Consider the following 26117-nt stretch of genomic DNA (forward strand, 5'->3'; position numbering starts at 1 on the left):
TATGTAGTTAATAAGCCAGCCCGACTCGGAATCCGACATACTCTCCTGTAACGAGCTCACGGTATAGAAAGTCAGCAGTATCGCCGACTGAAATGCTTGTGCCGCCCTCAGGCAAAACGTTACGCTCCGTACGATAAATGCCGGTTGCTGTTCCGTCCGGGAGGTAAGTGGGGCAGATGATTGTCCAGTCTAATGATGATTCTTTAAGCATTTCGTATACTTTTGCATGCTCCTTGGCTGCGCGGGTCTGCTTTCGTTTCGATTCATTTGTTTCAAACCGGAATTTTCCCGGCTCATATCGGGAATCAAGAATGCCTGCGGTGCCGATCGAAATAATCCGTTTGATATGCTGTTCCTGCATCGTGGAGAGAATGTGTGCCATAGCAGTTGACAAGGTATCATCACCATCTGTGCCTAGACAGCTGATCACAATTTCGGCATTCTCCAATATTTTTTTCACATCTTCTAAGCGGCGGGCATTCCCCATGACGATTCGATCTTTTGGAAGGGGAAGATCAGCATGTTGAGATCTGATCAGAGCGTGAATGGCAAACCGTTCATCTGCTGCAGCCTGAGTTAAAAAGGCTTGTCCGACGCGGCCACTGGCTCCTAATAAAGCGATTTTCATCAAAAAACCTCCTCGCCTTTCATTATAAAAGGATGTTCTCAGTTTGAACAGCGCGGGAAAGAATACCTGTACCAATAGACAGAACGATGGGAAACATATTCATGAATCATGGATACACTTACGAACTGAACCAGCTCCCAATTCACAATGGTGATAAATGACACCCTGATTCCCTCCCTTTCTTTCTAGGATATGTGGAGTGGGAAAAATGGGTGACAAAATAAAGAGAGCGCGGAAACCGCGCCCTCTATAGCCATATATTGAGTTGTTATTGAACTCTGCCGCCCATTTGCTGCTGAGCGAAAGATACTAAACGTTTTGTGATTTCTCCTCCGACAGAACCGTTAGCGCGGGAAGTTGTGTCCGCTCCAAGGTGAACGCCGAATTCAGAAGCGATTTCAAGTTTCATTTGGTCGATAGCCTGAGCTGCGCCAGGTACTAGTAATTCATTTGAAGAGTTTTGGTTAGCCATGTGTAAAATCTCCTTTTTTGTTTAGTATGGTTGGGTTAACTGGAGTTGCACCAATCTGTGAACCCTTCTCGGGTGTCACTGCCGCCTCGGCGTAACCCAATGCTTTGCCGGCTTGTTACTACGTATTATGTTAAAATGGCCGGAAACTCATGCGGAGAATTGTTATGGTAAATGTTGAGAAAGCATAAAAAAAGCCTAGCCGATTTGGCTAAGCTAGTCATAAATATGAAAAAGCATCAGTTCATGTATCTCGTTTGTAAGAGCAGGCTCGTCAGCGCGGGCGGGAAACAAATCTCCCCATTCAATCTCACCGCTCTTATGATAGATGCCTTCATAATGAGTTCCTTTAAAATAAAATGAAATTTTCCATCCGGGCAGCTTTTCTTTTGGGAACAAAGGTTTCCAGCTGAAATGAGAAATCATAACGGCCACGCTCCTTACATTTAGTATCAATTGACCTGAATCTAAACGGCTTATGTTCATTGTATCATTGTTTGAGAACATCATTGAAGGGTCTTACTGATGCAGTTTGTCCCAGCTTTGGATAAAGATAAGCCCGCTTTATTAAAAAAGCGGACAGGTTACGAAGGCCACAGCGCTTCAGGGGATGTGATTGCCTTCTCAGATAAATAAGACGCGTATTCAAAGCTTCTTCGTTTTGTCAGAGAATCAACATGATGCAAGTTTGGATGAGAAAAAATGCTCCGGCCCGGGCGCGAATTTGCTTCAAACATCCATACTTTACCGTTCTGATCAATGCCAAAATCGAAACCGATCTCGCCGATAAACCCCTCGATATGATCATGAAGCACATGGCTTGCAGTCAGCGCCGCTGCAGAAAGCTTTTTAATGACTTCAACTCTTTCAGCGGGATCATCGTATACTTCCGCAAGTGTCTTTACAGTGCCGCCGTTAGAAAGATGTGTTGTTATGCTGTTCTCTCCGGAAATTTTTACGGCTATTGCTGTTACTGTCCATTTCCCTTTTCTGTTTTTATTGGTATGGACACGGAAATCCGCTGGTTTGCCTTGAAATTCGATGAGATCAACACCTTGCTGAATGAGAAAGTCAGATGGGCTGTGCTGTTTTTGAAATTCTGCAAGAAAAGCGGCGGCATCAGGATAATCAATGGAAGTAAATGTTTTGGCGTCATTCGTGTGCTTCACCGTCAGACTCTCATCTGTCCTTGTCAGCTGATAAATGCCGGTGCCGAGTGCTCCGTTTGCCGGTTTGATATAGACTTTTTTGTATGCATCACAGAGCTCATCGATCAGCTCTACAGACGGTGTCAGCTCGGATCGAGGCAAAAAAGGAGCTGTTCTCGGGTCTTTTTCGAGCAATTGATGAACGCTCCATTTATTGAAAAACGTTTTATTAAACCATGGGATTTGATATTCATCGATCAGTCTCTTTTTTGTATGTTGCAAGAGAAGAGAATCTTCAATTTTTCGGTTAGGCAAACGGTCATAAACGACGTTCGGCAATGGAACGATTTTTTTCACCCAGCCGTTTTCCCTGTAAAGGAGGCCTTCAATCGTGCCTTCCTCCCAATTGATTTGATGTGCGCCAAAAACGAAACAGTAGCCTCCGGCTTGCTCATGTAATGTGACAAGCTTAGAAAAAAAGAGGGAACGATCCTTAAAAGGACGCTCAAGAGATACCGTAAACCCTGCCGTAAAGATGCCGACTAACGGCCCGATATGCACTGTATGATCATGAATCAGTATATCGGCCCGGCTTCGGTGGGGGAGCAAAAGCTCATGAAACAGATTTTCAGAGAGAAGCACGGTTTGTTCCAGATGCCGTCTGTAAGCAACGTGGCATCTGACAACCTTCGTTCCGAACGCGGCATGCAAAAGTCCGTCTTGCTTCAGCGAAGAGGGCAGAAACAGGGTATTTTCACTGGTTTTGTCTATGCCGATCAAAAACCGTTTACGATTCACGCGGAAGAACTCCTTTCTGGCTTTGCTCAGAAAACAGGTACTGGCAGCGTTTTAGAGGACAAGTGTACAGCTGTTCTTTTTGCTCGGGAGAGACACGCAGGATTGACTTCCTGCCCGGTTTGGAATTGATATCTAAAATCCAAATTCTCCCGTCCTTCGCAAGACAAATATCAAGACCAAGTTCAAACAGCGGCCCGTAGCGCTCGTCAAGATAATACGGAACCGATTGGGTAATCGAAAACACATCATCCAGTAAGACCACTTGCTGTTTTTTCGGTATATCCTCAAACCATGAGTCAAATGTCAGCGCATCAGATCCGCCTGACAAATTGGCCAGCAGCCCGTGTTTATATCCGCGTCTCACTGCCTTGCCGACTGTATTCCATTCACCTGCTTCGTTTTTTTCCATAAACAGGCGAATATCACAAGGGTATTGTTCCTTATCTTGAATGTTTAAGTAAGGCTGAAGCAAATATTGATGCTGAAGCACTTTTTTGCACCACGTTTTAAAAGAAGTCTGGTTGGAAAACGTTTTTGTCTGCTTATCCTTTCCGATGTGATAAGTAGCGGTGATGTTTTTCTTGCCCAGCTTCAAAAGAATCACGCCTCTGCCTCCTGCGCCGAATGCCGGTTTAAGGATACAGGCTTTTTCTTTGGATAAAAAGGAATGAATTTGTTCATAGCGGCTTACCTTCATTGTTTCCGGAATATAGGGGTTGATTACAGAATTCTGCTGCAAATCGTGAAGGACGGTCCATTTATCGGGAAGCCCCCGCCCGATAAATTCCGTTTTCGGATATTTTTTAAGCCACTCAACGATCGGTTTTGCTTTTTGGGAATGTGAATCCTTGCCGTAAAAACAGCGATCATAAATATAATCTGGAATCGCCATTTCAGTTTCGTTCCAAGTGCTGCTGGCGGAATGATAGGCCGATGCTTTGACACGCAAGGTGTCAGGTAAGATATCAAATGGTGTAAACCGAACGAAACGTATGCCAAATTCGGGTGCTCTTTTGGCCAGTTCTGCGGAATAATCCGCTTCATGCTGGCGGGATAAGGACATAAAACCGAGTGTTATCATGATGAGACTCCCCCTTTTATTCAAAAGCTGCCGGCGGGTGTCAGCAGCTTTACGGTAAAAACATTCAGGACGAACGCAGCTGACAGTATTCTACTTTACAGATTACGATTCTTTACCTTGCCCTATTCCAAAAGAACAAGCTGATTTTCTGAGAACAGGAATTTGTCTCCTTGTTTGCTAAGTGATTGCATGAGCCTCTATAATACGTATAGGTACATGATCTATATGAAAAAAGCTGAAGCACAGATGGAGGAAGATGAATAGGAATGGGTATTGCAGGAACCTTTATTTTTATGATCGTGATCGGCGCTGCCATTGGAGCGGTGACCAATCATTTAGCAATTCAAATGCTGTTTAGGCCATATAAAGCGTACTATTTGTTTGGGAAACGAGTTCCTTTTACGCCTGGGCTGATCCCGAGACGGCGAGATGAGCTTGCAAAACAAATGGGACTGGTGGTGGTCAATCATCTCTTAACCCCTGAGGGCATTAAAAAGCGGCTCGTCTCTGATGCCGCTAAAACGAAGGCTCTTCAAGTGGGGGAACAGCTGATTCAAAAGCTGTCACTTTCTGAGGTGACAGTCAAAGAGGCGCTTGAAAAAGCCGGGGTGAAGCGTCCTGATGAAGCGGCAGATGCATGGATCAGCAGCTGGACGGATGATAAGCTGCACGAGCTTTTCCGCCGATACGGGAATCAATCGTTAAAAGAGCTGGTGCCTTTAGAGGCGCAGGAAAAGCTTGAAGAAAAGATTCCGATGATTTCAGAATATATATTGTCACGGAGTGTCCGTTATTTTGAAAGTGATGAAGGGAAAATACGTCTCGGCAATATGATTGATGACTTTTTAAAAGAGCGCGGCATGCTTGGGAGCATGGTGCAAATGTTTCTCGGCAATTCAAGCTTGGCGGATCGCGTGCTGCCGGAACTGCTAAAATTTTTGCGGAATGAGGAAACAAATAAATTGCTTTCTGATCTCTTAAAAAACGAATGGGGCAAGCTGAGGGAGTATACGTTTAATGAAGCAGACGAAAAATGGAATGCAAGGGCGCTTATTTTCAGTTTGAAACGAAGCGTGCTGCAAGCATTTTCGACTGCTCCTTTCTTCGACAATACGATTGGGACGCTTACCGTTCGTTATGAATCTGAGCTGACCCAGCACATGCTGCCGGCACTGTTAGACAAATTGCTTGAAGGGGTTTCGGCCAACCTTGAAAATGTCTTTAAACGGTTGCGTCTTGAGGAAATCGTCAAGGAGCAGGTGGATCAGTTCCCGGTGGAGCGTCTTGAAGAAATGGTGCTGTCCATTTCAAAAAAAGAATTTAAAATGATTACCTATTTGGGAGGCCTTCTTGGCGGAATGATAGGCGCGGTTCAAGCACTGTTTGTCATCCTTTTTTAAGAAGAAATGGTCTTTGATTAATGAAAGGAGCTCCATAGTCTGTTATAGTGGAGTGGTATGTCAAACGGCAATGATGAAAGGAGCTATTTACAATGGCTGTTAATTTTTATGATGTAGCGTATGATCTGGAAAATGCATTACGCGGGAGCGAAGAGTTTACCCGTTTAAAAAACCTTTACGACGAAGTGAACGCAGATGAATCAGCGAAGCGCATGTTTGAAAACTTCCGTGATGTGCAGCTTAGACTCCAGCAAAAACAAATGGCAGGGGAAGAAATTACACAAGAAGAAGTGACACAGGCTCAAAAAACAGTTGCGCTTGTACAGCAGCACGAAAAAATTTCTCAGCTGATGGAAGCGGAGCAGCGCATGAGCATGCTGATCGGTGAATTGAACAAAATCATTATGAAGCCTTTAGAAGAGCTTTACGGCAGTGTTGAAGGCTAATCAGTAAATCCCTTCTTGGAAAAGAAGGGATTTTTTATTCATCAGCCAACTTGGAAATCCAATGAATCTTTTACCTCTCCATTGATGATCACTGATAATGTATGGATTCCTTTGTAATGCTTTCTGGTAGTCAAATCCTTGAAGGATTGGATTCTTGTGTATGACTTCGTTTCGTTTTTTCTTATATTTGTTTCTGTTATGTTAAATACTTTCTGATGACGCTGACCTCTTGCTTTTACAAAATCAATTGCGTACTCAATTCTTACTTTTTGATCCCTGTCTGAATGAATATAGAAAGAAAATTCAAGGTTTTCGCCAATAGCTATCCGACTGGGCCGGCATGTTAAATCATGTAGATGTATCGAATCAGCATTTCCATAACCAAAAAGCGCTAAGGCCTGTTTATCACCCTTTTTTAATAAGGTCCGATAGGCGTGTTTGATAATCCAATCTGTATGGGGATGTGTTCCATACCATTGATCCGCGACTTTTTGAAGCAAATGAGGATGCGTTTTTGATATATCATTTAGATTGTTGGCCACGCTTTTTCTTACATATAAGGACTCGTCCTGCATCAGCTTTTCAAGTATCGGCAATACGGGCGTAGGGTCCGATTTCAAAGCCGGTATCGATTTTCCCCATGGCAGGCGGGGCCTGCTTCCTTCGCTCGCAAGTCTTCTCACGTGTTCATTTTCATGCTCAGACCATGTACGCAATTGTGCAATCATTTTTTCTTGGTCTAACAGCAAAAAAGGCCTTACAGCGAATTCTGAGGTCGAATATTGTGTAAAGTATTCCAATGCCTTTATTGATTCTTCCCAATGCGCCAACCCGTACTGCTCCACATAATCAGGGAATAAAATTCCGCTGAGTCCTTTAAAATGAGGAGATGTCTCCCGTAAAATGGCCAGAGCTTCAACGTATTGTTTTGGCAAAGTTTCGTATAAGGAAACTGTAATGCGGCGCATCCGCTCTTTTAAAGTGAGTTCAGGCCAGGTTTCGAGCTGCAACGTATCCTTGAATTGGTCTTTGTTAAAGTCAGGATAGGATGACCTTACATGATGGATCAAACGAGTTAACAGTTCTTCATTAAATATTTCTTTTAAATCAGCCATACCAACACCGCTTTTTCGTTTAGTATTTATATTGTATGGGAATGTATGTTCTAAATCAAGTGGAGAATCCCAATAATTAACAACGAATCCTACCAGGGATATACAAAAGCTGATTACTTTTTTTAGTTAAAAAAACCCTTGTCATCGGTAAGGAAAACTGAGATAATAGCATTGAAAGCGCCTACACTTACCTATTTCAAATGGATACGGTCGCATATCATGCCGTTATATTGAGGGGATAAGCAACAGAGAGTAAGTGTTCGGAGCGCATCATTGGTCAAACAAGGGGTTCCTGATACATGATTTTTCGTAAATCGAAATAACGATATTAGGGAGAATGGCTGCTTCGATCGTATCCTATCAACAAGCCATACATAAAGTCTGCTGAGCCAGGCTTTTTTTGCTTTAAGAAAAGGTTGTTCTAAACACAGAGACAGGGTCATATCTTATACACAAGTACAGTCATCAAGGAGGGGGACATCTCTGTGTCAAAACAATTGCTTGCCTTAAATATAGATGGAGCGCTGCTTCGGTCGAACGGGAAGATTCATCAGGCAACGAAAGACGCCATTGAATATGTAAAGAAAAAAGGGATTTACGTCACACTCGTGACCAACCGCCACTTTCGTTCAGCACAGAAAATAGCGAAATCGCTAAAGCTTGATGCCAAGCTGATCACCCATAGCGGGGCATATATCGCTGAGAAAATAGACGTCCCGTTTTTTGAAAAAAGAATTTCTGATGATCATACCTTTAACATTGTTCAAGTATTGGAGAGCTACCAATGCAATATTCGGCTTCTTCACGAAAAGTATTCCATCGGAAACAAGAAGAAGGTCAATTCGAATTTATTGGGGAAAGCACTCATTCATCCGTCTGACCCGATCTTTTATCCAGTCCAGTTCGTGGAATCATTAAGCGATCTCCTCATGGATGAGCCAGTGAGCGCACCCGTCATCGAGGTGTACACGGAGCACGACATTCAGCATGACATTACAGAAACGATTACAAAAGCTTTCCCTGCGGTTGACGTGATTCGCGTGAACGATGAGAAGCTGAATATCGTTCCGAAAGGCGTCTCGAAGGAAGCGGGTCTGGCCCTTGTCGCTTCAGAACTGGGCCTGAATATGGAGGATGTCGTGGCCATTGGGCATCAGTATGACGATCTGCCGATGATCGAACTTGCCGGTCTTGGGGTAGCGATGGGGAATGCCGTGCCGGAATTGAAGAGAAAGGCAGACTGGGTCACAAGGTCCAATGACGAGCAAGGTGTCGCTTACATGATGAAGGAATATTTCCGAATGCAGCAGCGAAAAGGGTTTCTTGATAAGTTCCACATGAAACGTGTGTAAAAAAGCCGCTCGCGCCCTAATAGGTGCGGCGGCTTTTTTGCCGGATTGATTTTAGCGGTTTATTTCTGTACACTAAAGAAAGTTTTGAATCTGATAAATTAGGTGATGAAGTTGCAAATAAAAATAGAAGGCATACATGATGACCGCTTGCATCGGCCTCTGCAAAATATTGCAAATTTGTTTTATGAAGAGTGCGAGCTTGTGTATGGCGGAGACGAGCCCGCAGATGTTGTCATTTCTTTAGCGTTCTCACAAACGAATGAGCATGTGACGGTTTCGGGAGAAGTAAAGGGAACGGGCATAAAGGAGCAGCATACAAAATCCTTTTCTCCCGGCTTGAATGAAAAAGAAGCTTTTAAGCAAGTGAAAAACACAATGTCTTATGTGTATCTCAATCTTCTTCAGGCGCACACGGGCATCACGCAGAAGTGGGGAATCCTCACAGGAATCCGGCCCACAAAGCTGCTTCATAAAAAGCTGCAAAGCGGAATACCCAAGGAGCAAGCGCATGCTGAATTGAAAAAAGACTATTTAATTCACGATGAAAAAATCAAGCTCATGCAGGAAATTGTTGACCGTCAGCTGGCGGCAGTTCCGGATTTGTACCGAGTAAAGGATGAAGTCAGCATTTATATCGGCATTCCGTTCTGCCCGACAAAATGCGCGTATTGCACATTCCCTGCGTACGCCATTCAAGGACAGGCGGGCAGAGTCGGCTCATTCTTATGGGGGCTGCATTACGAAATGCAGAAAATCGGTGAATGGCTGAAGGAGCACGATGTTAAGGTGACAACCATTTACTTTGGCGGCGGGACGCCGACAAGCATTACAGCGGAGGAGATGGATCTGCTGTATGAAGAAATGGTCCGCTCCTTCCCGGATGTGAAAAACATTCGCGAGATTACGGTGGAGGCCGGCCGCCCTGACACGATCACAGAAGAAAAACTTGCCGTTTTAAACAAATATGACATTGACCGGATCAGCATCAATCCGCAATCTTATGAAAACGAAACGCTAAAGGCGATCGGGAGGCACCATACGGTTGAAGAGACCATTGAGAAATATCATCTGTCACGCCAGCACGGCATGAATAATATCAACATGGACTTGATTATCGGTTTGCCTGGGGAAGGCGTGAAGGAGTTTAGGCACAGTCTTTCAAAAACGGAAAAGCTGATGCCGGAATCCCTGACCGTTCATACTCTTTCTTTTAAACGGGCGTCAGAAATGACGAGAAACAAGCATAAGTACAAAGTCGCCGGCAGGGAAGAGGTTTCTCAAATGATGGAAGACGCGGTAGCTTGGACGAAAGAGCATGGGTATGTGCCCTATTATTTATACCGCCAGAAAAACATTCTTGGAAACCTTGAAAACGTCGGATACTCTTTGCCTGGGCAAGAAAGCATCTACAACATTATGATTATGGAAGAGGTGCAGACGATTATCGGCATCGGCTGCGGAGCTGCCAGTAAATTTATTGATCGGGATACAGGGAAAATCACACATTTTGCGAATCCGAAAGATCCGAAATCGTATAATGAGCGCTTCGAACACTATACGGACGAAAAAATCAAATATTTAGAGCAGATGTTTGAGAAAACGACAAAGCAGCACTGATCACAGTGCTGCTTTTTTTATCCCTGTTTTTTTGCTTGCTGAACATCAGGCTTCCATTTAAATACCTTGTTCAGCAAGCGGTAAATCCGTTTTGATTCCTTTGTTACGAGCGGTCCCAAAATGGCCAGAATGAGGACATATAATGCGGCAAACGGCTTTAATGTGGCTGACAGTCCGCCGGCTATCCCAAGATTGGCAACGATAATCGAAAATTCTCCCCGTGATACGATCGTAAGCCCGATATTGGATGAAGCCTTATGAGAAAGCCCTGCGCGTCGTCCTGCGACCATTCCGGCGACAAAGTTTCCCACAATGGTCAAAATCACTGCACCTAACGCAAGCCAAACCGCTTCACCGAGCGAAAACGGATCAATGCTGAGGCCGAAGCTGAAAAAGAACATCGCACCGAAGAAGTCGCGGAACGGAATGACAAGGTGCTCAATCCTATCGGAATGCTCTGTTTCTGAAAAGACCAAACCGAGCAGCAGCGCGCCGATGGCTTCCGCTACATGGATCGTCTCTGAAAACCCGGCGATAAAAAAGAGCGCTGCGAAAATAACAATAATAAACACTTCATTTGAGCGAATGTCCAACAGTTTATTCAGCAGCGGCGGGAGTTTTCTGGCTGCGATAAAAAACAGCAGCATATAACCGAAGGCGATCAAAATGGACAAGAGCGCACTCCCTACGGATGTCGCATCACCTAGCACAAGGCCGGAAACAACCGACAGATATACGGCAAGGAAAATATCTTCAAACATAATGATGCCGAGAATCAGTTCGGTCTCGGGATTGGCGGTTCTTTTTAAATCAACGAGCACTTTTGCGACAATCGCACTTGACGAGATTGTGATGACGCCTGCGAGGACGAGGACTTCCAGAAAGGAAAACCCGGTGATAAACCCGTAAAGCAGCCCGAGGGTGAAGTTAATCAAGATATAAATCGTTCCGCCGACCGCGATTGATTTTCCTGATTTGATTAATTTCCCGACGGAGAATTCGATCCCGAGATAGAAGAGGAGGAACAGTACGCCCATTCGCCCGAAAAACTCAATGATTTCACTGCTTTCAATAAATGTAAGATCAATAATTCCCATTTTCGGCGCGTGCGGCCCAACCAGCATGCCCAGCACAATCAGAAATGGAATAATTGAAAATTTAATTTTGTTGGCGATCACGCTGGCGATTGCCACAAGCACAAGTGCAGTTCCGACTTCAAATACAAGATGGTCCATCGGCGCTCACACGCCCTCTCCAGAAAGAAAATCGTGAATCAGTTTCTTCAGATGCTTTCTCTCACCTGAGAGGACAAGGGTGTCATTTTCTTCAATAATCGAATCGGCTCCGGGATTTAGGAGCTTTTCCTGATTGTGTTTGATGATGGCAATCACAGTGACATCGTAGTTCTGGCGGACATCAAGCTCTCCGAGTGTGCGCCCGATCGATTTGGCGCCTTTTTCGACCTTAAACCATTCAATAATAAGATCGCTGAAGGCCATTTCGATGGACTCCAGAGCTTGCGGTTTATAGACCATGCCTCCAAGAATAGCTGCAATTTGCCTTGCTTCAGAATCATCCAATGAAATATTTGAAAGGAGCTCATCCGGGTCTCGGTCATTAAACCGGTAAATTTCCCTTCTTCCGTCATCATGAATGATTATCGTCATTTTTTCGTGGTTTCTCGTTTCGATTTCAAACTTTTTGCCGATGCCCGGCAGATCGTTTTCTTTAATATTCAATGAAAATCCCTCCGAATGTCGTGTTGGCAAGATGGGGTGAGTTACAAATAAAACTTGAGCAAATTATATTCGGAGGTAATTAGACTGGTATTTGACAGGGGCGGCAAAAGCTTTTTCCAGCCTGTTTATCAGCGGTTCGTCAAGGGGCTTGACAGAGAGCTGCCTGATAGAGTGCGACAGCGGGCTGTACGCGTTGATCAGCTCAGCAGGGTGCACGCTGCCCGGCGACGGTGTTTTTGCCGATTGTGTTTCCTGCGGATATGAAGACATAGGCACATAGCTGTCAGAGCTTGCTTCAAGCTGGGAAGGCAGAACCACGTCCGAAGGGGGAAAGTACACCATAAATAAACTTAACAGAAAACTGATCAGCAATTTATCCATGTTTCTTTCCTCCTTTCCCATCAAGATATCCCTTCTTTTTCACTATATAAAACTTTATGTGTTCATTCAAACAATATGCATTTTTCAGTATCTATTGACCTTGAAAAATATGAAGGTTTATTTGGGGATGACGGGGAATGTATAGGAGAAAGAAAAAAAGAAAGCGTATACATGGAGGTGCTTCATATGGAGTTTATTCAATATGAATGTGATGGGGCTGTTGCGGAGATTATCCTGAATCGCCCTGATGCCCATCACGCCCTGAATGAACAGATGCTGGCTGAATTGAAGGAGGCAGTCGAAATGGCGGCTGCAAGCGAGGCGCTCATTGTTCTCCTGAGAGGAAGCGGGAAAGGCTTTTCCGCCGGCGGTGATATCAGGATGATGACGTCAGAGCATGAACCTGATCAATTTAAACGACTGATGGATACGATTGAGGCTGTCACCCTGAAGTTATACCAGATGAAGAAAGTGACAATTGCAGCCATTCACGGTGCTGCTGCGGGGCTGGGCCTGAGTTTGGCGCTTTGTGCGGACATTGTGCTCGCTGAAAAAAACGCCGTTCTCGCGATGAATTTTATTGGCATTGGGCTTGTTCCGGACGGCGGCGGACATTATTTGCTGAAGAAAAGAATCGGCGAAGCAAAAGCGAAAAAGCTGATTTGGAGCGGGAAAAAACTATCTGCCTCTGAAGCTGCCGATATGGGGCTTCTAGATGGAACATTTACCGGAGATCCTGCCGAAGGTGCAAGACCCATTATCGAAACCCTGTTGGCTTCACCTCTTTTGGCGATGATCGAAACGAAAGCCATCTTTCAAAGCCTCCATCTTGAAGAACTGAAAAAGGTGCTTTCTCTTGAGCGCAATGCCCAAGAGAAAATGAGAATGACCAAGGATCACCAAGAAGGAATCCGTGCCTTTTTAGAGAAACGGGAGCCGAAGTTTCAAGCGTAACAGATCAGCCGGAAAGCTGATCATCTGTGAAACAAAATCAGCTTTCCGGCTGCATTGACTAAACGATGAGTATGACTGTGAAGCTCTTTTTCTTTTAAGATAACTTCACCATGCGTTTTTGCCGCTTCTTCATTTTCCGCCTCGAATCGCTCGTTTACCAGTGTGTTCCCCGAAGGATCAAAAACGGTTAGGAAATAATCAGCCATCAGGTTTCTCCTCCATTTTTCATGATTTATCAGTCTTTCTTCATTTATATTCTAACCAGGAAATGAAAATCCTCTATTATGTTTCATCCAAAATTAGTATATAATGGGTCAGGGAAGGAGGAGATTCGGTGCTTACAATTGATCACGTAACGAAGACATTCGGAGATTACAAAGCTGTTGACGGATTGGACTTAGATATTCCGGAACAGCAAATGTTCGGTCTGTTAGGCGCAAACGGAGCGGGAAAAACGACGACGTTTCGCATGATCCTAGGATTATTAAGCATTACGGAGGGCTCAATCAGCTGGAAGGGCCGTCCTGTGAATTATCATATCAGCAACAAAATCGGTTATTTGCCGGAAGAGCGGGGTCTTTATCCGAAAATGAAGGTAAAGGATCAGCTTGTCTATCTCGCCAGATTAAAAGGGATGGAGAAGCGGGAGGCTGTAAAAGAGCTTGGGACATGGCTTGAACGCTTCAATATTACAGATTACGAGAATAAGAAGGTGGAAGAGCTTTCAAAGGGGAATCAGCAGAAAATCCAATTCATTTCGGCAGTTTTGCATAAGCCGGAGCTGCTGATTCTTGATGAACCTTTCAGCGGCCTGGACCCTGTCAATGTTGAGCTGTTAAAAGAGGCTGTGATCTCGCTGAAAAACAGCGGCGTTTCTATTTTATTTTCAAGCCATCGGATGGAACATGTGGAGGAGCTCTGTGAGAACCTTTGCATCTTGCAGAAAGGAAGACCGGTCGTGCAAGGTAAGCTGAAGGAGATAAAGCGCTCCTTCGGTAAAAAGAATGTTACCATTCACTCCGATGACGATCTGCGCTTTTTGCAGTCTCATGAGGGTATTCTTCAATGGAAGGAAACGGCCGACGGCGTCAAGCTGCAGATCGCCAATGAAGACATCTCTCAAGAGATTTTTGCGATGCTTCAGGGAAAAGGGTTTATCAGAAAGTTTGAGCTTGAAGAGCCGTCACTGCATGATATTTTTATAGAAAAGGTGGGGGCCGTCTATGAATAAATTTTGGATCATGCTCTCTCATACATACAAAAATAAGATTATGGCAAAATCCTTTATTATTTCGACTGTCATCACGGTGCTGCTTGTTTTAGCTGTAACGAATCTGGAGTCGATCATTTCTTTGTTTCAAGGTGACGATGCGAAAGAAAAAATCGCTGTTATTGATGAAACAAACGAATTATATCCGATTTTTTCAAAGCAGCTGAAAGCGGTCGATACAGACGGCGATCTTGAGGTGAAGCTGTCGAAGCAATCGGAGGATGAGGTGACAAAGCAAGTCAAAGATGAAGCGTTCGATGGCATGCTCATCATCAAACGAGATGAAAAAGGTACCATTTCAGGAACATATAAAGCGTTAACGATTTCTGATGAAAGCACGTATCAAACGCTGCAGCAGGCGCTGACGCAAACCAAAACGGCTGTCGGAACGGCGGAGCTCGGCGTGTCGCAGGAAACGATCAGCAGCCTTTATGCGCCCGTTACTGTTGGGCAGCAGGCGCTGAAAGAAGGAGCGAAGTCTGAGGAAGAGCTTGGCCAGACGGTAGGGCTTGTTTACATTATGCTGTTTGTCATTTATTTTTCAGTGATTATGTATGCCAGCATGATTGCGATGGAGGTCGCAACTGAAAAATCTTCGCGGGTCATGGAAATCCTGATCTCAAGTATGCCGCCGATCCAGCAAATGTTTGCAAAGCTGCTTGGTATCGGGCTTGTCGGGATCACACAGCTTGCTATTATTATAGGAGCCGGCTCTCTGTCGCTTAAGCTGAACCAAAAGAGCGAAACGGCTTCATCTGTCGGCGGATTCCTTAATTTGACCGACGTATCTGCAACCACTGTCATCTATGCTGTCATTTTCTTTTTGCTCGGATACTTTTTGTACGCGACACTTGCCGCGTTTCTCGGCAGCGTTGTCAGCAGAATAGAGGACGTGCAGCAAACGATCACGCCGATGACGCTTTTGGTTGTCGCGGGTTTTATGATCGCGATGTTCGGATTGAATTCGCCTGACGCAGGATTTATTACGGTAACTTCGTTTATTCCGTTCTTTACGCCAATGATTATGTTCTTGCGCGTCGGCATGCTTGATATTCCATTCTGGCAGGCGGCAGCCGGAATCGGAATCACACTGCTCACCATTGTCATCCTGGCTGTTATCGGCGCCAGAATTTATAAAGGCGGTGTATTGATTTACAGCAATTCAAGCGCGTTCAAAGCGATCAAACAAGCGCTTCGTTTAGCGAAAAACTGATTGGAAAACAGCCTGGGGATTCTCAGGCTGTTTCTTTATTGACAGAACGTGCATTCGCAAGAATTCGGTGCTAAAATAAGGGTACTTCATCCTGGAAAGGAGCAGAATGTTGACTGATCTAACCTTTATTCATGCGGCAGATCTTCATCTTGACAGCCCGTTTTACGGGATATCGCATCTGCCGGAGCCGATTTTTGCCCGGATTAAAGAAAGCACGTTTGCAAGCGTGAGACATATAATAAACGCCGCAATGAGAGAACACGTTGATTTCATTTTGCTGGCGGGGGATCTGTTTGACGAAGCCAACCGAAGCTTAAAGGCCCAGCTCTTTTTGAAAAAGCAGTTTGAAAGACTCAGAGAGTGCGGAATTTCGGTGTACGTCATTTTTGGGAATCACGATCATCTTGGCGGGGAATGGACGCCGATTGAATGGCCTGAGAATGTCCATATTTTTTCGTCCGCTGTTCCAGAAGAAAAATCGTTTTTTAAAGAAGGCAGGCGCATAGCGAGCATTTATGGCTTCAGCTATCAGGCCAGAGCCGTGACGGAAAACCAAGCCGCCCGCTATCGGAGATCAACTGACGCACCGTTTCATATTGGTATGCTCCACGGCACGCTGTCTGGATCTGAAGGACACGATCCGTATTGCCCGTTTACACATGATGACCTCGTGAAAAGCGGGATGGATTATTGGGCGCTTGGCCATATACATAAACGCCAGGTTCTATCTGCCGAGCACCCGGCAGTCATTTACCCGGGAAACACGCAAGCACGCCATATGAAGGAGACGGGAGAAAAAGGCTATTATCTCGTTCATGTGACAAACGGAGAAATATCTTATGAATTTCAGAGAGCTCATGATGTCCTGTGGGAAAAAGCAGCGGTAGATGTGACGGAGGCAAAGAATATGACCGTTCTCTTCCAAATGGTGGAGGACACGTTTTCGAAGCTGCGAAAAAAGAGGAGCCCTGTTTGTGTAAGGATTGTTTTACAAGGAACTGCGCCAGAATGGCTGCTGAAGGCGCCAAAAGGCACCTTGGAAGAGTTTCTTGAAACGCTTCAGGAGCAAGAAGCGGAGGAGGAACTGTTCGTTTGGCCTCTTGCATTGGATGATGAGACAGAAAACGAAGCTAACGTAACAAATCTTGATCCTTTTTTTGGCGGTTTATTTGAAGACATAGATCGCAGCGATCTGTCAGACGTGCTGGAAGGGCTTGAGCGGCATCCAGTGTATAGAAGGCACGCAGACCGGTTTAGCCAAGAGGAAGTAAAGGAAATAAAAGAACAGGCACAAATTTTATTGAAAAAGCAGCTTAAGGTGCTTGAACCATGAGGCGGTGACAGCTTTGCGAATTATATCTTTACACATCTACCAATATGGAAAATTTTCTAATCGAACCTTTCATTTTTCCGCCTCTCCTGTCCAAGTTATCTACGGATTAAATGAGGCAGGAAAAACGACGATGATGTCATTTATTGAAAGCATGCTGTTCGGTTTTCCGAAAACGAAAAAATATGAACCGAAATCAGGCGGTGTCTACGGTGGTATTCTTGAAGCTGAACATCCTGAGTATGGGGTGCTGAAGATCGAACGGACGAAAGGGACTGCCGAAAAGTTAAGAGTGTATACAGAAAAGGGCGAAGTAAAGGATGGAGATGTTTTAAAACGACTGTTCCAGGGCACAGACAGGTCGTTGTACAAAGCCATTTATTCGTTTGATGTATTCGGCTTGCAGGAAATTCATGCTTTTAACCGGGACAAGATAGGGGAATTTTTGCTATTCTCCAGTTTGTTTGGAGCTGAAGCCGTATCAAAGCTTGATTCAAGGCTGACGAAGGAAAGCGAAAGGCTCTATAAACCAAACGGACGAAACCCTCAATTGAATCAGGAGCTGGAAACGCTTAAGCAGCTGGCAGTGAAGCTAAAACAGGCTGAAGCAGAGGAAGCGGGCTATCATCAGCTTCTTGAGGAAAAACGAACGTTTGAAGCCCGCCTTGCAGCCGCGGAAACCGAATTGAAAGAGACGGCGAAGCATATCCGAATGATAGAGGGAGCGATTGAGCGAAAGCCGCTGTTGAATGAAAAAGCGACACTCGAACAGGTGATTGCGGAATTTCCGGAACATGCAGGACAATTTCCGGCTGACGCACTGCACCAGCTGGAAAAATATGAATCCCACCTTCACCCGAAATCCGCACAGCTTGAGGCGCTTCGGGTGAAGATGGCAGAGCTGGACAAACAGAGGCAAAAGCTTACCCCAGATAAAGAACTATTGGCGAAAGAAACGCTGATACAAGAGCTTTCGGCATCATTTCATGTGTACCAATCATGGGGAGAACAGCTGGCAGCCATTCAGGCACAGCTGCGCCAGTCGTCTGCACAGACAGCGGCAGGTCTCGAACAGCTCAATAAAACAGATGAAAATGAGCTCCTGAATATGAACACGTCATATGATTATGAATGGCAGCTTCAGCAAGCGGTGCAGCAATATGTACAGGCAAGAGACAGAAAACGGCAGCTTGACGAGACGTTTGAACTTGCCCGGCAAGAGCTGGAAGACGCAGAAAAAGCCGTTCATGCCGCTTCGTCCGCCATTCTTGAAGACAGCCAAAGAAAAGATAAAGAAGCGGCACTTAGCGCATATGATGAAACACAAGGGCAGCACCAAAAGCAAGCACAGCTGAGAGAGCAGCTAACGTTTTTTGAAAGACAGCAGGCTAAACAGAGAAAGACTGTCATTGCAGCTGGTATGTTCTTCATCGTTCTCTTTTTTCTGCTGCAGCAGGTGATTCCCGCCATCAGTATCGGCGCTGCACTTATTGTGTATTGGCTTTTATCAGGAAAAAAAACGTCTTCTCGAAACAGCCGGGAGACAAGACAGCCAATGACGGATATTTCACCAGCAGAAGCTGAAAAGCTGAGAGAAGCGTTATGGGAGGACGACCGCAATAAACAGCATCTTCTCACGCAGCGAGCAGCGCTTCAGCAAAAAGAGGCGGCGTATGAAAGGGTCATCCAGCAGTTTGAACAGTGGGAAGCCGATATGGCCCCGTCCTTAACACAGGTCGAGCGTTTTATGAATGAGCTCGGATTTAACGAAGATCCATCGTTTTTGCTTGATGCATACAGCTTAATGAAGGATGTCAAAAAAGAAGTGAGGAAAAAGCATGAGCTGACTATTGAAGCAGGCAGGCTGAAAAAGCACCGGAGAACATTCGAAGAACGCATCAGCATGCTGCATCCTCATAGTCAGGACATCTCCATCTCGGACGCCCTTCACACATTGCGGAAAAACATTGAACGTGAAAAAGAAATTGAGAAGCAAAAAAAGGAAATTGAAACAGATATTCATTATACAAAGGAACAGATGCTTGAGCTTGAGCAAGAAATACAGTATTTTCACGTACAGATCGAACAGTTATTTGCCGCGGCTGCTGCAAAAGACAGGGATGCGTTTTTTGCCACAGCCGACATCAGCAGGCAATTGAAGGATACGGAGAACAAGCTTCATCACGTAAACGCACAGCTTCAAGGCGGGCACCCAGAGGAGCTTGAACTGGCGGATTCCAATACGCTTTCTGAATTGAAAAACAAGCAAGTCACCGAGAATGAAAGAAAAGAGCGGCTGACTGAGGAGATCGAGCAGCTCCGCAGCCAAATCGCACTGCTTTCCGTCAAACAGGAACAATTAGAGGCTTCGGGATTGGTGTCAGATCTCAAGCTTCAAACCGAAATGCAAAAAGAACGTGTGAAAGAAACGGCTAAAAAATGGGCCTCCATACAAATGGTCAAACAGGTGATCAAAAACAAATTGGAGCGGCATAAAAAGGTTGAGCTTCCGCGCCTTCTGGAGACAGCAGGAGAATTCTTCCGCCCCCTGACTGACGGAAGCTACCAAACCATTTATTTTTCCGAAACGGATGATTCGATCATGGTTATGCATCGCGATGGAACTGTCTATCATGCGGAAGAGCTGTCACAAGGGACGTGTGAACAGCTGTATACAGCGATCCGATTTGCTCTGGCTGTTACGCGCCAGGATGGGTCAAAGCTTCCGTTTCAGCTTGACGACAGCTTTGTTCATTTTGATCAGGAAAGGCTGAAACGTGTATTACATGTTCTGTATGATTTAACCGAAGGCGGAAGGCAGATTTTGTATTTTACATGCCATGACCATGTGAAGGATGCATTTCATAGCAGCCAAACTATCCATTTGGTGTCATAAAAGAGGTTCTATAGCTGAAAATCGGTATGTGATATACTGGTATTATGTAAGATACGGAGGGAGCTTTAATAGAATGGCTAAAGGGATTATGCTACATGAGGTTGGCGAACAGGTGGACCAGTATCTATTGATTAAATCCTCGACGAAAGGGATTGCAAGCAATGGAAAACCGTTTTTGACGCTGATGCTGCAAGACCAGTCAGGCGATATTGAAGCAAAGCTGTGGGATGCCAAGCAAAGTGATGAAGTGACCTATGCGCCGCAGACGATTGTCAAGGTTGTCGGCGATGTTCACCATTATCGCGGACGCACCCAGCTGAAGCTAAGAAATATCAGACCAGTAAGCGAAAATGAAAACGTCAATATTGATGATTTTTTAGAAACAGCACCGATTCCGAAAAATGAAATGATGGATACCATCACTCAATATATATTTGAAATGAAAAATCCGAATATCCAGCGAATCACAAGGTTTTTAGTGAAAAAACATGAAGCTGAATTTATGGATTATCCGGCGGCTACGAAAAACCACCACGAGTTTGTCTCAGGTTTGGCGTATCATGTTGTCTCTATGCTGAACCTGGCAAAAGCAATAGCAGATTTATATCCGTCTCTTGATCGTGATCTGCTTTATGCCGGTGTTATTCTGCATGATCTTGGAAAAGTGAAGGAGCTGTCCGGCCCTGTTTCCACTTCATACACGGTTGAAGGCAATTTGCTCGGCCATATTTCGATTATGGTGACAGAGCTTTCAAAAGCGGCTGAGGAGCTTCAAATCGATTCTGAAGAGGTGTTAATTCTTCAGCACTTGATTTTAAGTCACCATGGTAAAGCGGAATGGGGCAGTCCGAAACCGCCGATGGTGAAAGAAGCGGAAATTCTTCACTATATAGACAACCTGGATGCAAAAATGAATATGATGGACAGAGCGCTTGAGCGAGTGAAGCCGGGCGAGTATACTGAACGTGTATTTGCGTTGGAAAACCGTTCCTTTTATAAACCGACATTTCATAAATAACTTAAAAAGGACTGATGCTGACATATTCAGCTCAGTCCTTTTTGATGCGTCTTTCCCGCACATAACTCGTCTCATTCCTGCATATGGTTAAGAATAAAGAATCTATGCAAAAGGGGGAGGAGCCCGTGTTATTTTTTCCATGGTGGGTGTATCTTTGTATTGTAGGCATCATTTTCAGCGCATATAAACTTGTGGCGGCAGCCAAAGAGGAAGAAAAAGTAGACCAGGCTTTTATTGAAAAAGAAGGGCAGATTTATATGGAGAGGATGGAAAAGGAGCGAGAACGCCGCAGTTCTCAGCAGCATGAAGAAGAAAATCAAAACCATTCCATCGCATAAAAAAAGCTGTGCGGCTCAATGAGCCTGCACAGCTTTTTTTATTACTTAGAACTGCTTGAAGATGAAGAAGTGCTGTTGCTTGTTGAAGATGTATTAAATGTATCTTTCAGATCTTTATCTTTTACTTCGATGTCAGCCTTCTTCATGACTTTTTGAACAGCTTCCTGAACGGCATTGCTGTCATTTAGTTTTTGTTCAAGCACTTCAGATTTCAGTTCTTTTTTCATATCATCGTATTTGCCGCGTTCTTCGGTCTTTTTAATGATATGGTAGCCGTATTGCGTTTTGACAGGATCACTGACTTCACCTGTTTTTAATTTGAATGCAACTTTGCTGAAATCAGCTATCATACCGTCTTTTGCGAACCAGCCAAGATCTCCGCCTTTTGAAGCAGAGCTGTCTGTTGAGTATTCTTTCGCAAGATCTTCAAACTTCTCGCCTTTTTTCAGCTTTTTCTCTACTTCTTCAGCTGTCTTTTTATCAGCGACAAGGATGTGGCTTGCACGGATTTTGCCTTTTAAGCCTTCCCAGTACTCTTTGATATCGGCGTCTGTTACTTTGATGTTATCTTTAGCCGCTTTTTGTGTCAGCAATTCATATTTTACTTGTTCTTTCAGGTAATCCTTGCCATATTGCTTTTCAAGGGCAGTATATTGATCCCCAAGCTGCGTTTTGTATTCTTTCAGCTTGTTGTCAATTTCTTTATCCGAAACTTTATACTTCTTGTCCAACACTTTTTCTTGCACCAGCTGTGTCAGGACGCTTGCGCCAGCAGTTTTCTTCATGTTTGTGTAAAGCTCGCCTTTAGTTACATCGCCTGCGTCTGTTTTTGCGATGACTTCTTTGTCGCCGCTGCTGCAAGCACTGAGAGCGAGGATGCTTGTAGCAGTGATAGCTGCTATTGCGATTTTTTTCATGGTTTTCAAACACTCCTAATCATTCCAAATTAAATTACCTATGCGTATCATAACATATTGTGGCTTTCTGTAAAAAGATTTTAAATAAAGGGCATTCGTCTAGTCAAACTTTTGCTGATGGCATACTTATATATTGATCAAGAAAAGGAGGTATGTAACATGAGCGGAGGATACTCTAACGGGTTCGCGTTGCTTGTAGTACTGTTCATTTTGCTTATCATCGTAGGTGCAGCTTACATCTACTAAGCAGCCCGGGGATCGCTTGCAACATAAGCGATCCTTTATTTTCACTAGCGCCTAATCGTTTCAAACATGAATTGCATAACATGTAATTGGTAAATAAAGCTTTTTACAGGAGGTGCTTTTTAAGATGGGTGAAGTTTTTGCAGGCGGATTCGCTTTATTGGTTGTGTTATTTATTTTATTGATTATCATCGGCGCTTCTTGGCTGTACTAATCAACATAAAAAAGCATAGCTGCCCAATCGCAGCTATGCTTTCTTTCGTTTCTACACTGTAAAGGAGATCTCCACAAACGAAGAGATCAGTAAAATTAATATAGATACATTAATAAATCGGAATACCTTATCTTGCCGCTCTTCAGGAATCTCTCTGACAAGGCATAATGTATTGGTGAGCCTGTTTATGAAATATAAAATAAACACGGCAGCCACGATAAAATAGAATAAAATGATGGGAGATTCCCCCTCTCTCTGAACTGTCCCATATTACATTACCAAATATTTATTAAAAAAGATAGAATGTAAATTGAAAAATCGCTGCCAGCACCAGGGGGTGGCTACTTTTCAACAAGAATATCCAAGCCGTCTGCTTCCTGATCAATAAAAGCGGTTTTCGGCGCTTTTATCAGCTTGAGGGCCAGCAGGAAGTCAGGCAGACAGTAGCCGGCGTGAATGCCCGAGATCATGCAGAAATAATGAGCGTGATTCGGAAACGCCAGTGCGGCGTAAAACAATACCGGTGTAATCAGCAAGAACGGGCTTACCAGTGAAATCAGCATTGTTGTTTTTGGTATTCGTTTCCATGTGCGCATGCGCAATATGTAAAACTTTTTTTCTATTTTTCTTTTTTTGCAGATGATTGGCAGGACATGGATGACTTTATGTACAAATAAAATAACGACGAGCAAACCGCCGAATAAAGGTACATATTCATCGCTTAAGCTTGTGCCAGGCCGCAGCAACTCAAAAGCTAAAAAGGTAGAGATAAAAACCAAAATCATAAAACATACAGCAGTTAATATTATGCGAACGGCGCCATAATCCTTCATGAGATTTATGGTCTTCCAGCAATTCATCAAAGTCATCCTTCCATACATCTTGAGTAGAATCTCAAAATAATTTACTCCTCCCAAGAGAAAAAATCAATGCTTTTTTAAGAAAAAATATCATCCGGCAGGTATTTTTTTGAAACAAGCAAACAAACTGCGAAATATGGGGTTAGAACTTTCTTCTCAGTGAATTATCAGCTAAAATAAGATTAAAGATAGAAAGAAGTGGTGTGGATGGATTCGATGGATCATCGCATTGAGCGATTAGAATATTACATACAATTATTAGTGAAAACAGTAGATATGGACAGGTACCCCTTCTATGCGCTTCTCATTGATAAAGGGCTGAGCAAGGAAGAAGGGGAAGAGGTTATGGGGATATGCGATGAATTGTCGGAAGAGCTGGCAACACAAAAAGCGCAAGGATTTGTAACCTTTGATAAGCTCCTTGCGCTTTTTGCCGGACAGCTGAATGAAAAGTTAGATGTTCATGAAACGATTTTTGCCCTGTACGAGCAGGGGCTTTACCAAGAGCTGATGGAAGTCTTTATCGACATCATGAAGCATTTTGATTAACTGTTTACAGGTTCGAGCTCTTCTGCCGGTTCATCCGCCGTACTGTCCTTTGCTTTTTTCTTCAGTTTTCCGTTTACGCTTTCAAAGTCATTGTCAATATTGGTGAGTGACGTTTCGAAAATTTCCATAAAATCATCGCCGTAGATATGGCGTATCATACACATCATTTCTGCCACTTCAGGGAATTTTCCGAATAAATGGTACAGAGGCTGTGACCCTTTAAAAACAGCGTTTCGTGTCGGATCAAATTCCTCAAGCAAGCTCCAGAATACCTCGGTGCCTTCCTCAGTCAATTGGACGTATGTGTTCCGTTTATCGTTCAGCCGTTTGGAGAATCTTAAATATCCCCGTTCTTCCAGCTTTTTTGAAAAGTTGAATGCGGTTGATACGTGCATGACCCCGAATTTCGCGATTTCAGAAATGGAAGCTCCATTCAATTGATACGCAATCCATAAAATATGATGCTCATTAATATTCAGGTCATACGGTTTGAGCCATTGCTGCCAATCCTTCTCGATCGATTTCCAAAGAGCCTTGCTAAGCTGAGCCATTTTCTGGGTGAAGACCAGAGCTTCTTTCACATCATAGGGCGGTTCCACTCGATTCATTACGTCACCTGCTTCTCTTTTTCTTTTTCTCTATTATGCCAATAAAATAAAGATTAATAAAGATGAAAATGTAAGAATTTTTTAATAAATTCACAAACCATTGTGGCGGAAGGGTTTATCGGCCTAAAAAAAATACGGGTCCAATTTCGGCCCGCATTTTTTTCTTTTGAATAGGATATTAGTTTTGTAAGGTTTTCTCCAGCTGTCTGATTTTCTCTTCAATATCAGCAATTTCTTTTTGCAGATCCTGCTGGTGAGGCTTGATCTCTTCCTGCCATTTTTTAATTGACGTTTGGAGCTCGCCGCCTACGTCTTTAATCACATCTGTGCTTTCTTTTGCCGCCTTGATCAGCTGGTCTTTTAACGCAAGCCCGTCTGATTTTAATCGTTTAATCGTTTCTTCTAAAGAATCATAATTGGTTTTCATTTTTTCACGCAGCTGCTTTCCTGAGGAAGGTGCAGTAAGAAGAACCGCTGCTCCTCCGATAATGCCGCCTACGAATAGTCCTGTTAATAGAGAACGTCCGCTCGCCATTACAATCACCCCGTCTTTTTCTTCAAAATAGGATTCATTCAGCATTTTTCATTTTTGTTGAAAGCCTGAACTTCTATACATAGCTTGCTTTATTTTAGCATATTTTTTAAGTGAAAAGGAGGGAGAAGGTTGTCTGTCTTTTTGATTGTGTTATCCTGCATCACCCTTGCCTTCGCTACAGGCGCTGTTTACTATATCAGACTTCTCAGCCAGGCTGCTTCTTATCCGCCCAAGAAGGTGATCCGGCAAAAAGCGCTTGTTTGTTCAACCGGAACCGCCTTTACACTATGTCTTATCTTTTTCACAAAACTCCTCGCTTAAAACATGCTGACATGCTGCGGGCGCTCTGTTTTAAAAAAACCTCTCCCGGAAGCGGAAGAGGTTTTGTGTGACAATTATTTAGCAGCTTCCATAAAGCTCGAACGTCTTAAAATGGTTTGCACAATTGGATAAATAATGATCATTGAGATTGTATTCAGCACAGCGGCCGGCAGAACAACGGCTGCGAACAATGCGGCGAAACCGCCAGGCAAACCGACGATCAATAAAGCTGAAGATAGAAACACAATTCCCGATAAGATGGTCCCGATTACTGTCAGCACAGCGGCTGCGCCTGTTTTCCGGCTCTTTCTGAACAAGAGAAACAGGGAGAAGAACAGAAACGCTGATACGGGTTTGTCGATGATGTTAGGGATCTGTCCGGCTGGAAATGCGGTTGTAAGCGCGGAAATGATTCCGGTCACGATCCCGATGACGAGTACGTTTTGCACCCGCGGGAACAGCAGAATGCCCATGAACATCATGATCAGCATCATATCTGGTTTCATGCCGCCTAAAAAGGGCGGAATAATGGAATGAAGCGCTGCGCCGATTGCGGCAAACAGAGCCATAATGACTAACTCTTTTGTTTTCATATCTATGCTCTCCTCTGCTAAGCTTTTGCCCTCCAATAATATGCTCATCATTTATTGCGAAGGCTTTATAAGAATGTGTTATGC

At 44.1% G+C, this 26117-nt stretch carries 32 protein-coding genes; 15 read left to right on the plus strand and 17 right to left on the minus strand.

All coding sequences use genetic code 11. The features are described 5' to 3' along the window. Nucleotides 1-7 precede the first annotated feature (7 nt). From CDO84_RS04395 to spaC, 6 genes are all read right to left on the minus strand, one after another. A complete protein-coding gene (locus CDO84_RS04395; protein WP_040083585.1) occupies nucleotides 8-628 on the minus strand; it encodes an SDR family oxidoreductase in 621 nt (206 codons plus the stop codon). Between the two features lie 38 nt (nucleotides 629-666). Then, on the minus strand, nucleotides 667-792 hold the full coding sequence (locus CDO84_RS04400) for a hypothetical protein (RefSeq protein WP_014663375.1): 126 nt from the start codon (nucleotides 790-792) through the stop codon (nucleotides 667-669). A 104-nt stretch (nucleotides 793-896) separates the two neighbouring features. Continuing rightward, nucleotides 897-1100, minus strand: a complete 204-nt coding sequence (gene sspB, locus CDO84_RS04405) for a beta type acid-soluble spore protein SspB (RefSeq protein ID WP_014663376.1) — start codon at nucleotides 1098-1100, stop codon at nucleotides 897-899. Between the two features lie 213 nt (nucleotides 1101-1313). Beyond that, nucleotides 1314-1532 (minus strand): YheE family protein, encoded by a 219-nt coding sequence (locus CDO84_RS04410; protein WP_080487948.1) that lies wholly within the window; start codon nucleotides 1530-1532, stop codon nucleotides 1314-1316. 149 nt (nucleotides 1533-1681) lie between these two features. Then, nucleotides 1682-3043 (minus strand): spore coat associated protein YheD, encoded by a 1362-nt coding sequence (gene yheD / locus CDO84_RS04415; RefSeq protein ID WP_014663378.1) that lies wholly within the window; start codon nucleotides 3041-3043, stop codon nucleotides 1682-1684. Next, on the minus strand, nucleotides 3033-4124 hold the full coding sequence (gene spaC / locus CDO84_RS04420; protein WP_040083582.1) for a spore coat associated protein SpaC: 1092 nt from the start codon (nucleotides 4122-4124) through the stop codon (nucleotides 3033-3035). Before spaC ends, yheD begins: the two co-directional genes overlap by 11 nt. Nucleotides 4125-4390: 266 nt before the next feature. Between spaC and CDO84_RS04425 the strand changes: the two genes are divergently transcribed. Both CDO84_RS04425 and CDO84_RS04430 read left to right on the plus strand, forming a co-directional pair. Beyond that, complete coding sequence (locus CDO84_RS04425; RefSeq protein WP_040083581.1) at nucleotides 4391-5524, plus strand: DUF445 domain-containing protein; 1134 nt, start codon at nucleotides 4391-4393, stop codon at nucleotides 5522-5524. A gap of 92 nt (nucleotides 5525-5616) precedes the next feature. Beyond that, nucleotides 5617-5970, plus strand: a complete 354-nt coding sequence (locus tag CDO84_RS04430; RefSeq protein WP_003224239.1) for a YlbF/YmcA family competence regulator — start codon at nucleotides 5617-5619, stop codon at nucleotides 5968-5970. A 41-nt stretch (nucleotides 5971-6011) separates the two neighbouring features. On the opposite strand, the gene CDO84_RS04435 is transcribed toward CDO84_RS04430, so the two are convergent. Beyond that, nucleotides 6012-7085 (minus strand): DNA alkylation repair protein, encoded by a 1074-nt coding sequence (locus CDO84_RS04435; RefSeq protein ID WP_040083580.1) that lies wholly within the window; start codon nucleotides 7083-7085, stop codon nucleotides 6012-6014. Nucleotides 7086-7570: 485 nt separating this feature from the next. Between CDO84_RS04435 and CDO84_RS04440 the strand changes: the two genes are divergently transcribed. Both CDO84_RS04440 and CDO84_RS04445 read left to right on the plus strand, forming a co-directional pair. Next, nucleotides 7571-8437, plus strand: coding sequence for a Cof-type HAD-IIB family hydrolase (locus tag CDO84_RS04440; protein WP_040083579.1), 867 nt, complete (start codon nucleotides 7571-7573; stop codon nucleotides 8435-8437). Between the two features lie 111 nt (nucleotides 8438-8548). Further along, nucleotides 8549-10054, plus strand: coding sequence for a coproporphyrinogen III oxidase (locus CDO84_RS04445; RefSeq protein WP_040083577.1), 1506 nt, complete (start codon nucleotides 8549-8551; stop codon nucleotides 10052-10054). A gap of 17 nt (nucleotides 10055-10071) precedes the next feature. Here CDO84_RS04445 and khtU read toward each other — a convergent pair whose 3' ends face one another. The 3 genes from khtU to CDO84_RS04460 form a co-directional block, all read right to left on the minus strand. After that, nucleotides 10072-11289, minus strand: coding sequence for a K(+)/H(+) antiporter subunit KhtU (gene khtU, locus CDO84_RS04450; RefSeq protein WP_040083576.1), 1218 nt, complete (start codon nucleotides 11287-11289; stop codon nucleotides 10072-10074). Between the two features lie 6 nt (nucleotides 11290-11295). Next, nucleotides 11296-11793, minus strand: a complete 498-nt coding sequence (gene khtT / locus CDO84_RS04455) for a K(+)/H(+) antiporter subunit KhtT (protein WP_040083575.1) — start codon at nucleotides 11791-11793, stop codon at nucleotides 11296-11298. 63 nt (nucleotides 11794-11856) lie between these two features. Next, complete coding sequence (locus CDO84_RS04460) at nucleotides 11857-12195, minus strand: hypothetical protein (RefSeq protein WP_014663387.1); 339 nt, start codon at nucleotides 12193-12195, stop codon at nucleotides 11857-11859. 165 nt (nucleotides 12196-12360) lie between these two features. On the opposite strand from CDO84_RS04460, the gene CDO84_RS04465 reads away from it, so the two are divergent. Further along, nucleotides 12361-13128 carry an enoyl-CoA hydratase gene (locus CDO84_RS04465; RefSeq protein WP_040083817.1) on the plus strand — a complete coding sequence of 256 codons (768 nt, stop codon included), beginning with the start codon at nucleotides 12361-12363 and terminating at the stop codon, nucleotides 13126-13128. Between the two features lie 20 nt (nucleotides 13129-13148). Here the strand turns inward: CDO84_RS04465 and CDO84_RS04470 are convergent, their stop codons facing one another. Beyond that, complete coding sequence (locus CDO84_RS04470) at nucleotides 13149-13334, minus strand: YhzD family protein (RefSeq protein WP_014663389.1); 186 nt, start codon at nucleotides 13332-13334, stop codon at nucleotides 13149-13151. 128 nt (nucleotides 13335-13462) lie between these two features. Between CDO84_RS04470 and CDO84_RS04475 the strand changes: the two genes are divergently transcribed. The 6 genes from CDO84_RS04475 (at nucleotide 13463) to yhaL (ending at nucleotide 21193) form a co-directional block, all read left to right on the plus strand. Then, on the plus strand, nucleotides 13463-14359 hold the full coding sequence (locus CDO84_RS04475; RefSeq protein WP_040083572.1) for an ABC transporter ATP-binding protein: 897 nt from the start codon (nucleotides 13463-13465) through the stop codon (nucleotides 14357-14359). Next, on the plus strand, nucleotides 14352-15611 hold the full coding sequence (locus CDO84_RS04480) for an ABC transporter permease (RefSeq protein ID WP_040083570.1): 1260 nt from the start codon (nucleotides 14352-14354) through the stop codon (nucleotides 15609-15611). The genes CDO84_RS04475 and CDO84_RS04480 overlap by 8 nt, the downstream gene beginning before the upstream one ends. A gap of 106 nt (nucleotides 15612-15717) precedes the next feature. Then, complete coding sequence (locus tag CDO84_RS04485; protein WP_040083569.1) at nucleotides 15718-16944, plus strand: metallophosphoesterase family protein; 1227 nt, start codon at nucleotides 15718-15720, stop codon at nucleotides 16942-16944. Nucleotides 16945-16948: 4 nt separating this feature from the next. Next, nucleotides 16949-19837 carry a DNA repair/recombination ATPase SbcE gene (gene sbcE / locus CDO84_RS04490; RefSeq protein ID WP_082033055.1) on the plus strand — a complete coding sequence of 963 codons (2889 nt, stop codon included), beginning with the start codon at nucleotides 16949-16951 and terminating at the stop codon, nucleotides 19835-19837. Between the two features lie 73 nt (nucleotides 19838-19910). Then, nucleotides 19911-20855 (plus strand): 3'-5' exoribonuclease YhaM, encoded by a 945-nt coding sequence (gene yhaM, locus CDO84_RS04495; RefSeq protein WP_014663394.1) that lies wholly within the window; start codon nucleotides 19911-19913, stop codon nucleotides 20853-20855. Between the two features lie 125 nt (nucleotides 20856-20980). Next, on the plus strand, nucleotides 20981-21193 hold the full coding sequence (gene yhaL, locus CDO84_RS04500) for a sporulation protein YhaL (protein WP_003233252.1): 213 nt from the start codon (nucleotides 20981-20983) through the stop codon (nucleotides 21191-21193). A 41-nt stretch (nucleotides 21194-21234) separates the two neighbouring features. On the opposite strand, the gene prsA is transcribed toward yhaL, so the two are convergent. Further along, on the minus strand, nucleotides 21235-22110 hold the full coding sequence (gene prsA / locus CDO84_RS04505) for a peptidylprolyl isomerase PrsA (RefSeq protein WP_040083568.1): 876 nt from the start codon (nucleotides 22108-22110) through the stop codon (nucleotides 21235-21237). Nucleotides 22111-22269: 159 nt separating this feature from the next. On the opposite strand from prsA, the gene yhzE1 reads away from it, so the two are divergent. Both yhzE1 and yhzE2 read left to right on the plus strand, forming a co-directional pair. Beyond that, nucleotides 22270-22356 (plus strand): sporulation protein YhzE1, encoded by an 87-nt coding sequence (gene yhzE1 / locus CDO84_RS04510; protein ID WP_003327753.1) that lies wholly within the window; start codon nucleotides 22270-22272, stop codon nucleotides 22354-22356. A 124-nt stretch (nucleotides 22357-22480) separates the two neighbouring features. Continuing rightward, on the plus strand, nucleotides 22481-22567 hold the full coding sequence (gene yhzE2 / locus CDO84_RS04515) for a sporulation protein YhzE2 (protein WP_003155248.1): 87 nt from the start codon (nucleotides 22481-22483) through the stop codon (nucleotides 22565-22567). Between the two features lie 51 nt (nucleotides 22568-22618). Here the strand turns inward: yhzE2 and CDO84_RS04520 are convergent, their stop codons facing one another. Next, complete coding sequence (locus CDO84_RS04520) at nucleotides 22619-22801, minus strand: hypothetical protein (protein WP_024571667.1); 183 nt, start codon at nucleotides 22799-22801, stop codon at nucleotides 22619-22621. 107 nt (nucleotides 22802-22908) lie between these two features. After that, nucleotides 22909-23427: a DUF3267 domain-containing protein gene (locus CDO84_RS04525; protein WP_040083567.1), complete on the minus strand. Its 519-nt coding sequence runs from the start codon at nucleotides 23425-23427 to the stop codon at nucleotides 22909-22911. Between the two features lie 207 nt (nucleotides 23428-23634). On the opposite strand from CDO84_RS04525, the gene CDO84_RS04530 reads away from it, so the two are divergent. Further along, nucleotides 23635-23976, plus strand: coding sequence for a YhaI family protein (locus tag CDO84_RS04530; protein WP_014663397.1), 342 nt, complete (start codon nucleotides 23635-23637; stop codon nucleotides 23974-23976). Here the strand turns inward: CDO84_RS04530 and CDO84_RS04535 are convergent. Then, nucleotides 23973-24584, minus strand: a complete 612-nt coding sequence (locus tag CDO84_RS04535) for an HTH-type transcriptional regulator Hpr (RefSeq protein WP_014663398.1) — start codon at nucleotides 24582-24584, stop codon at nucleotides 23973-23975. The two genes, CDO84_RS04530 and CDO84_RS04535, sit on opposite strands and share 4 nt — an antisense overlap. Nucleotides 24585-24762: 178 nt before the next feature. After that, nucleotides 24763-25119, minus strand: coding sequence for a YtxH domain-containing protein (locus CDO84_RS04540; protein WP_040083814.1), 357 nt, complete (start codon nucleotides 25117-25119; stop codon nucleotides 24763-24765). Nucleotides 25120-25248: 129 nt separating this feature from the next. On the opposite strand from CDO84_RS04540, the gene CDO84_RS04545 reads away from it, so the two are divergent. After that, nucleotides 25249-25440 carry a membrane protein YhzF gene (locus tag CDO84_RS04545; protein ID WP_014663400.1) on the plus strand — a complete coding sequence of 64 codons (192 nt, stop codon included), beginning with the start codon at nucleotides 25249-25251 and terminating at the stop codon, nucleotides 25438-25440. A 74-nt stretch (nucleotides 25441-25514) separates the two neighbouring features. On the opposite strand, the gene trpP is transcribed toward CDO84_RS04545, so the two are convergent. Then, a complete protein-coding gene (gene trpP / locus CDO84_RS04550) occupies nucleotides 25515-26033 on the minus strand; it encodes a tryptophan transporter TrpP (protein ID WP_003233236.1) in 519 nt (172 codons plus the stop codon). Nucleotides 26034-26117 lie beyond the last annotated feature (84 nt).

The sequence above is a fragment of the Bacillus sp. MD-5 genome (assembly GCF_002201875.1).
In the GTDB taxonomy this organism is placed as follows: domain Bacteria; phylum Bacillota; class Bacilli; order Bacillales; family Bacillaceae; genus Bacillus; species Bacillus stercoris.

Bases quoted from the DNA above. Each gene is read 5' to 3' on its own strand.
- CDO84_RS04395 (WP_040083585.1), bottom strand. From the start codon at position 628: ATGAAAATCGCTTTATTAGGAGCCAGTGGCCGCGTCGGACAAGCCTTT.
- sspB (WP_014663376.1), bottom strand. From the start codon at position 1,100: ATGGCTAACCAAAACTCTTCAAATGAATTACTAGTACCTGGCGCAGCT.
- spaC (WP_040083582.1), bottom strand. From the start codon at position 4,124: ATGATAACACTCGGTTTTATGTCCTTATCCCGCCAGCATGAAGCGGAT.
- CDO84_RS04425 (WP_040083581.1), top strand. From the start codon at position 4,391: ATGGGTATTGCAGGAACCTTTATTTTTATGATCGTGATCGGCGCTGCC.
- CDO84_RS04430 (WP_003224239.1), top strand. From the start codon at position 5,617: ATGGCTGTTAATTTTTATGATGTAGCGTATGATCTGGAAAATGCATTA.
- CDO84_RS04435 (WP_040083580.1), bottom strand. From the start codon at position 7,085: ATGGCTGATTTAAAAGAAATATTTAATGAAGAACTGTTAACTCGTTTG.
- khtU (WP_040083576.1), bottom strand. From the start codon at position 11,289: ATGGACCATCTTGTATTTGAAGTCGGAACTGCACTTGTGCTTGTGGCA.
- CDO84_RS04460 (WP_014663387.1), bottom strand. From the start codon at position 12,195: ATGGGAAAGGAGGAAAGAAACATGGATAAATTGCTGATCAGTTTTCTG.
- CDO84_RS04465 (WP_040083817.1), top strand. From the start codon at position 12,361: ATGGAGTTTATTCAATATGAATGTGATGGGGCTGTTGCGGAGATTATC.
- CDO84_RS04470 (WP_014663389.1), bottom strand. From the start codon at position 13,334: ATGGCTGATTATTTCCTAACCGTTTTTGATCCTTCGGGGAACACACTG.
- CDO84_RS04480 (WP_040083570.1), top strand. From the start codon at position 14,352: ATGAATAAATTTTGGATCATGCTCTCTCATACATACAAAAATAAGATT.
- CDO84_RS04485 (WP_040083569.1), top strand. From the start codon at position 15,718: ATGTTGACTGATCTAACCTTTATTCATGCGGCAGATCTTCATCTTGAC.
- yhaM (WP_014663394.1), top strand. From the start codon at position 19,911: ATGGCTAAAGGGATTATGCTACATGAGGTTGGCGAACAGGTGGACCAG.
- prsA (WP_040083568.1), bottom strand. From the start codon at position 22,110: ATGAAAAAAATCGCAATAGCAGCTATCACTGCTACAAGCATCCTCGCT.
- yhzE1 (WP_003327753.1), top strand. From the start codon at position 22,270: ATGAGCGGAGGATACTCTAACGGGTTCGCGTTGCTTGTAGTACTGTTC.
- yhzE2 (WP_003155248.1), top strand. From the start codon at position 22,481: ATGGGTGAAGTTTTTGCAGGCGGATTCGCTTTATTGGTTGTGTTATTT.
- CDO84_RS04525 (WP_040083567.1), bottom strand. From the start codon at position 23,427: ATGAATTGCTGGAAGACCATAAATCTCATGAAGGATTATGGCGCCGTT.
- CDO84_RS04530 (WP_014663397.1), top strand. From the start codon at position 23,635: ATGGATTCGATGGATCATCGCATTGAGCGATTAGAATATTACATACAA.
- CDO84_RS04535 (WP_014663398.1), bottom strand. From the start codon at position 24,584: ATGAATCGAGTGGAACCGCCCTATGATGTGAAAGAAGCTCTGGTCTTC.
- CDO84_RS04540 (WP_040083814.1), bottom strand. From the start codon at position 25,119: ATGGCGAGCGGACGTTCTCTATTAACAGGACTATTCGTAGGCGGCATT.
- trpP (WP_003233236.1), bottom strand. From the start codon at position 26,033: ATGAAAACAAAAGAGTTAGTCATTATGGCTCTGTTTGCCGCAATCGGC.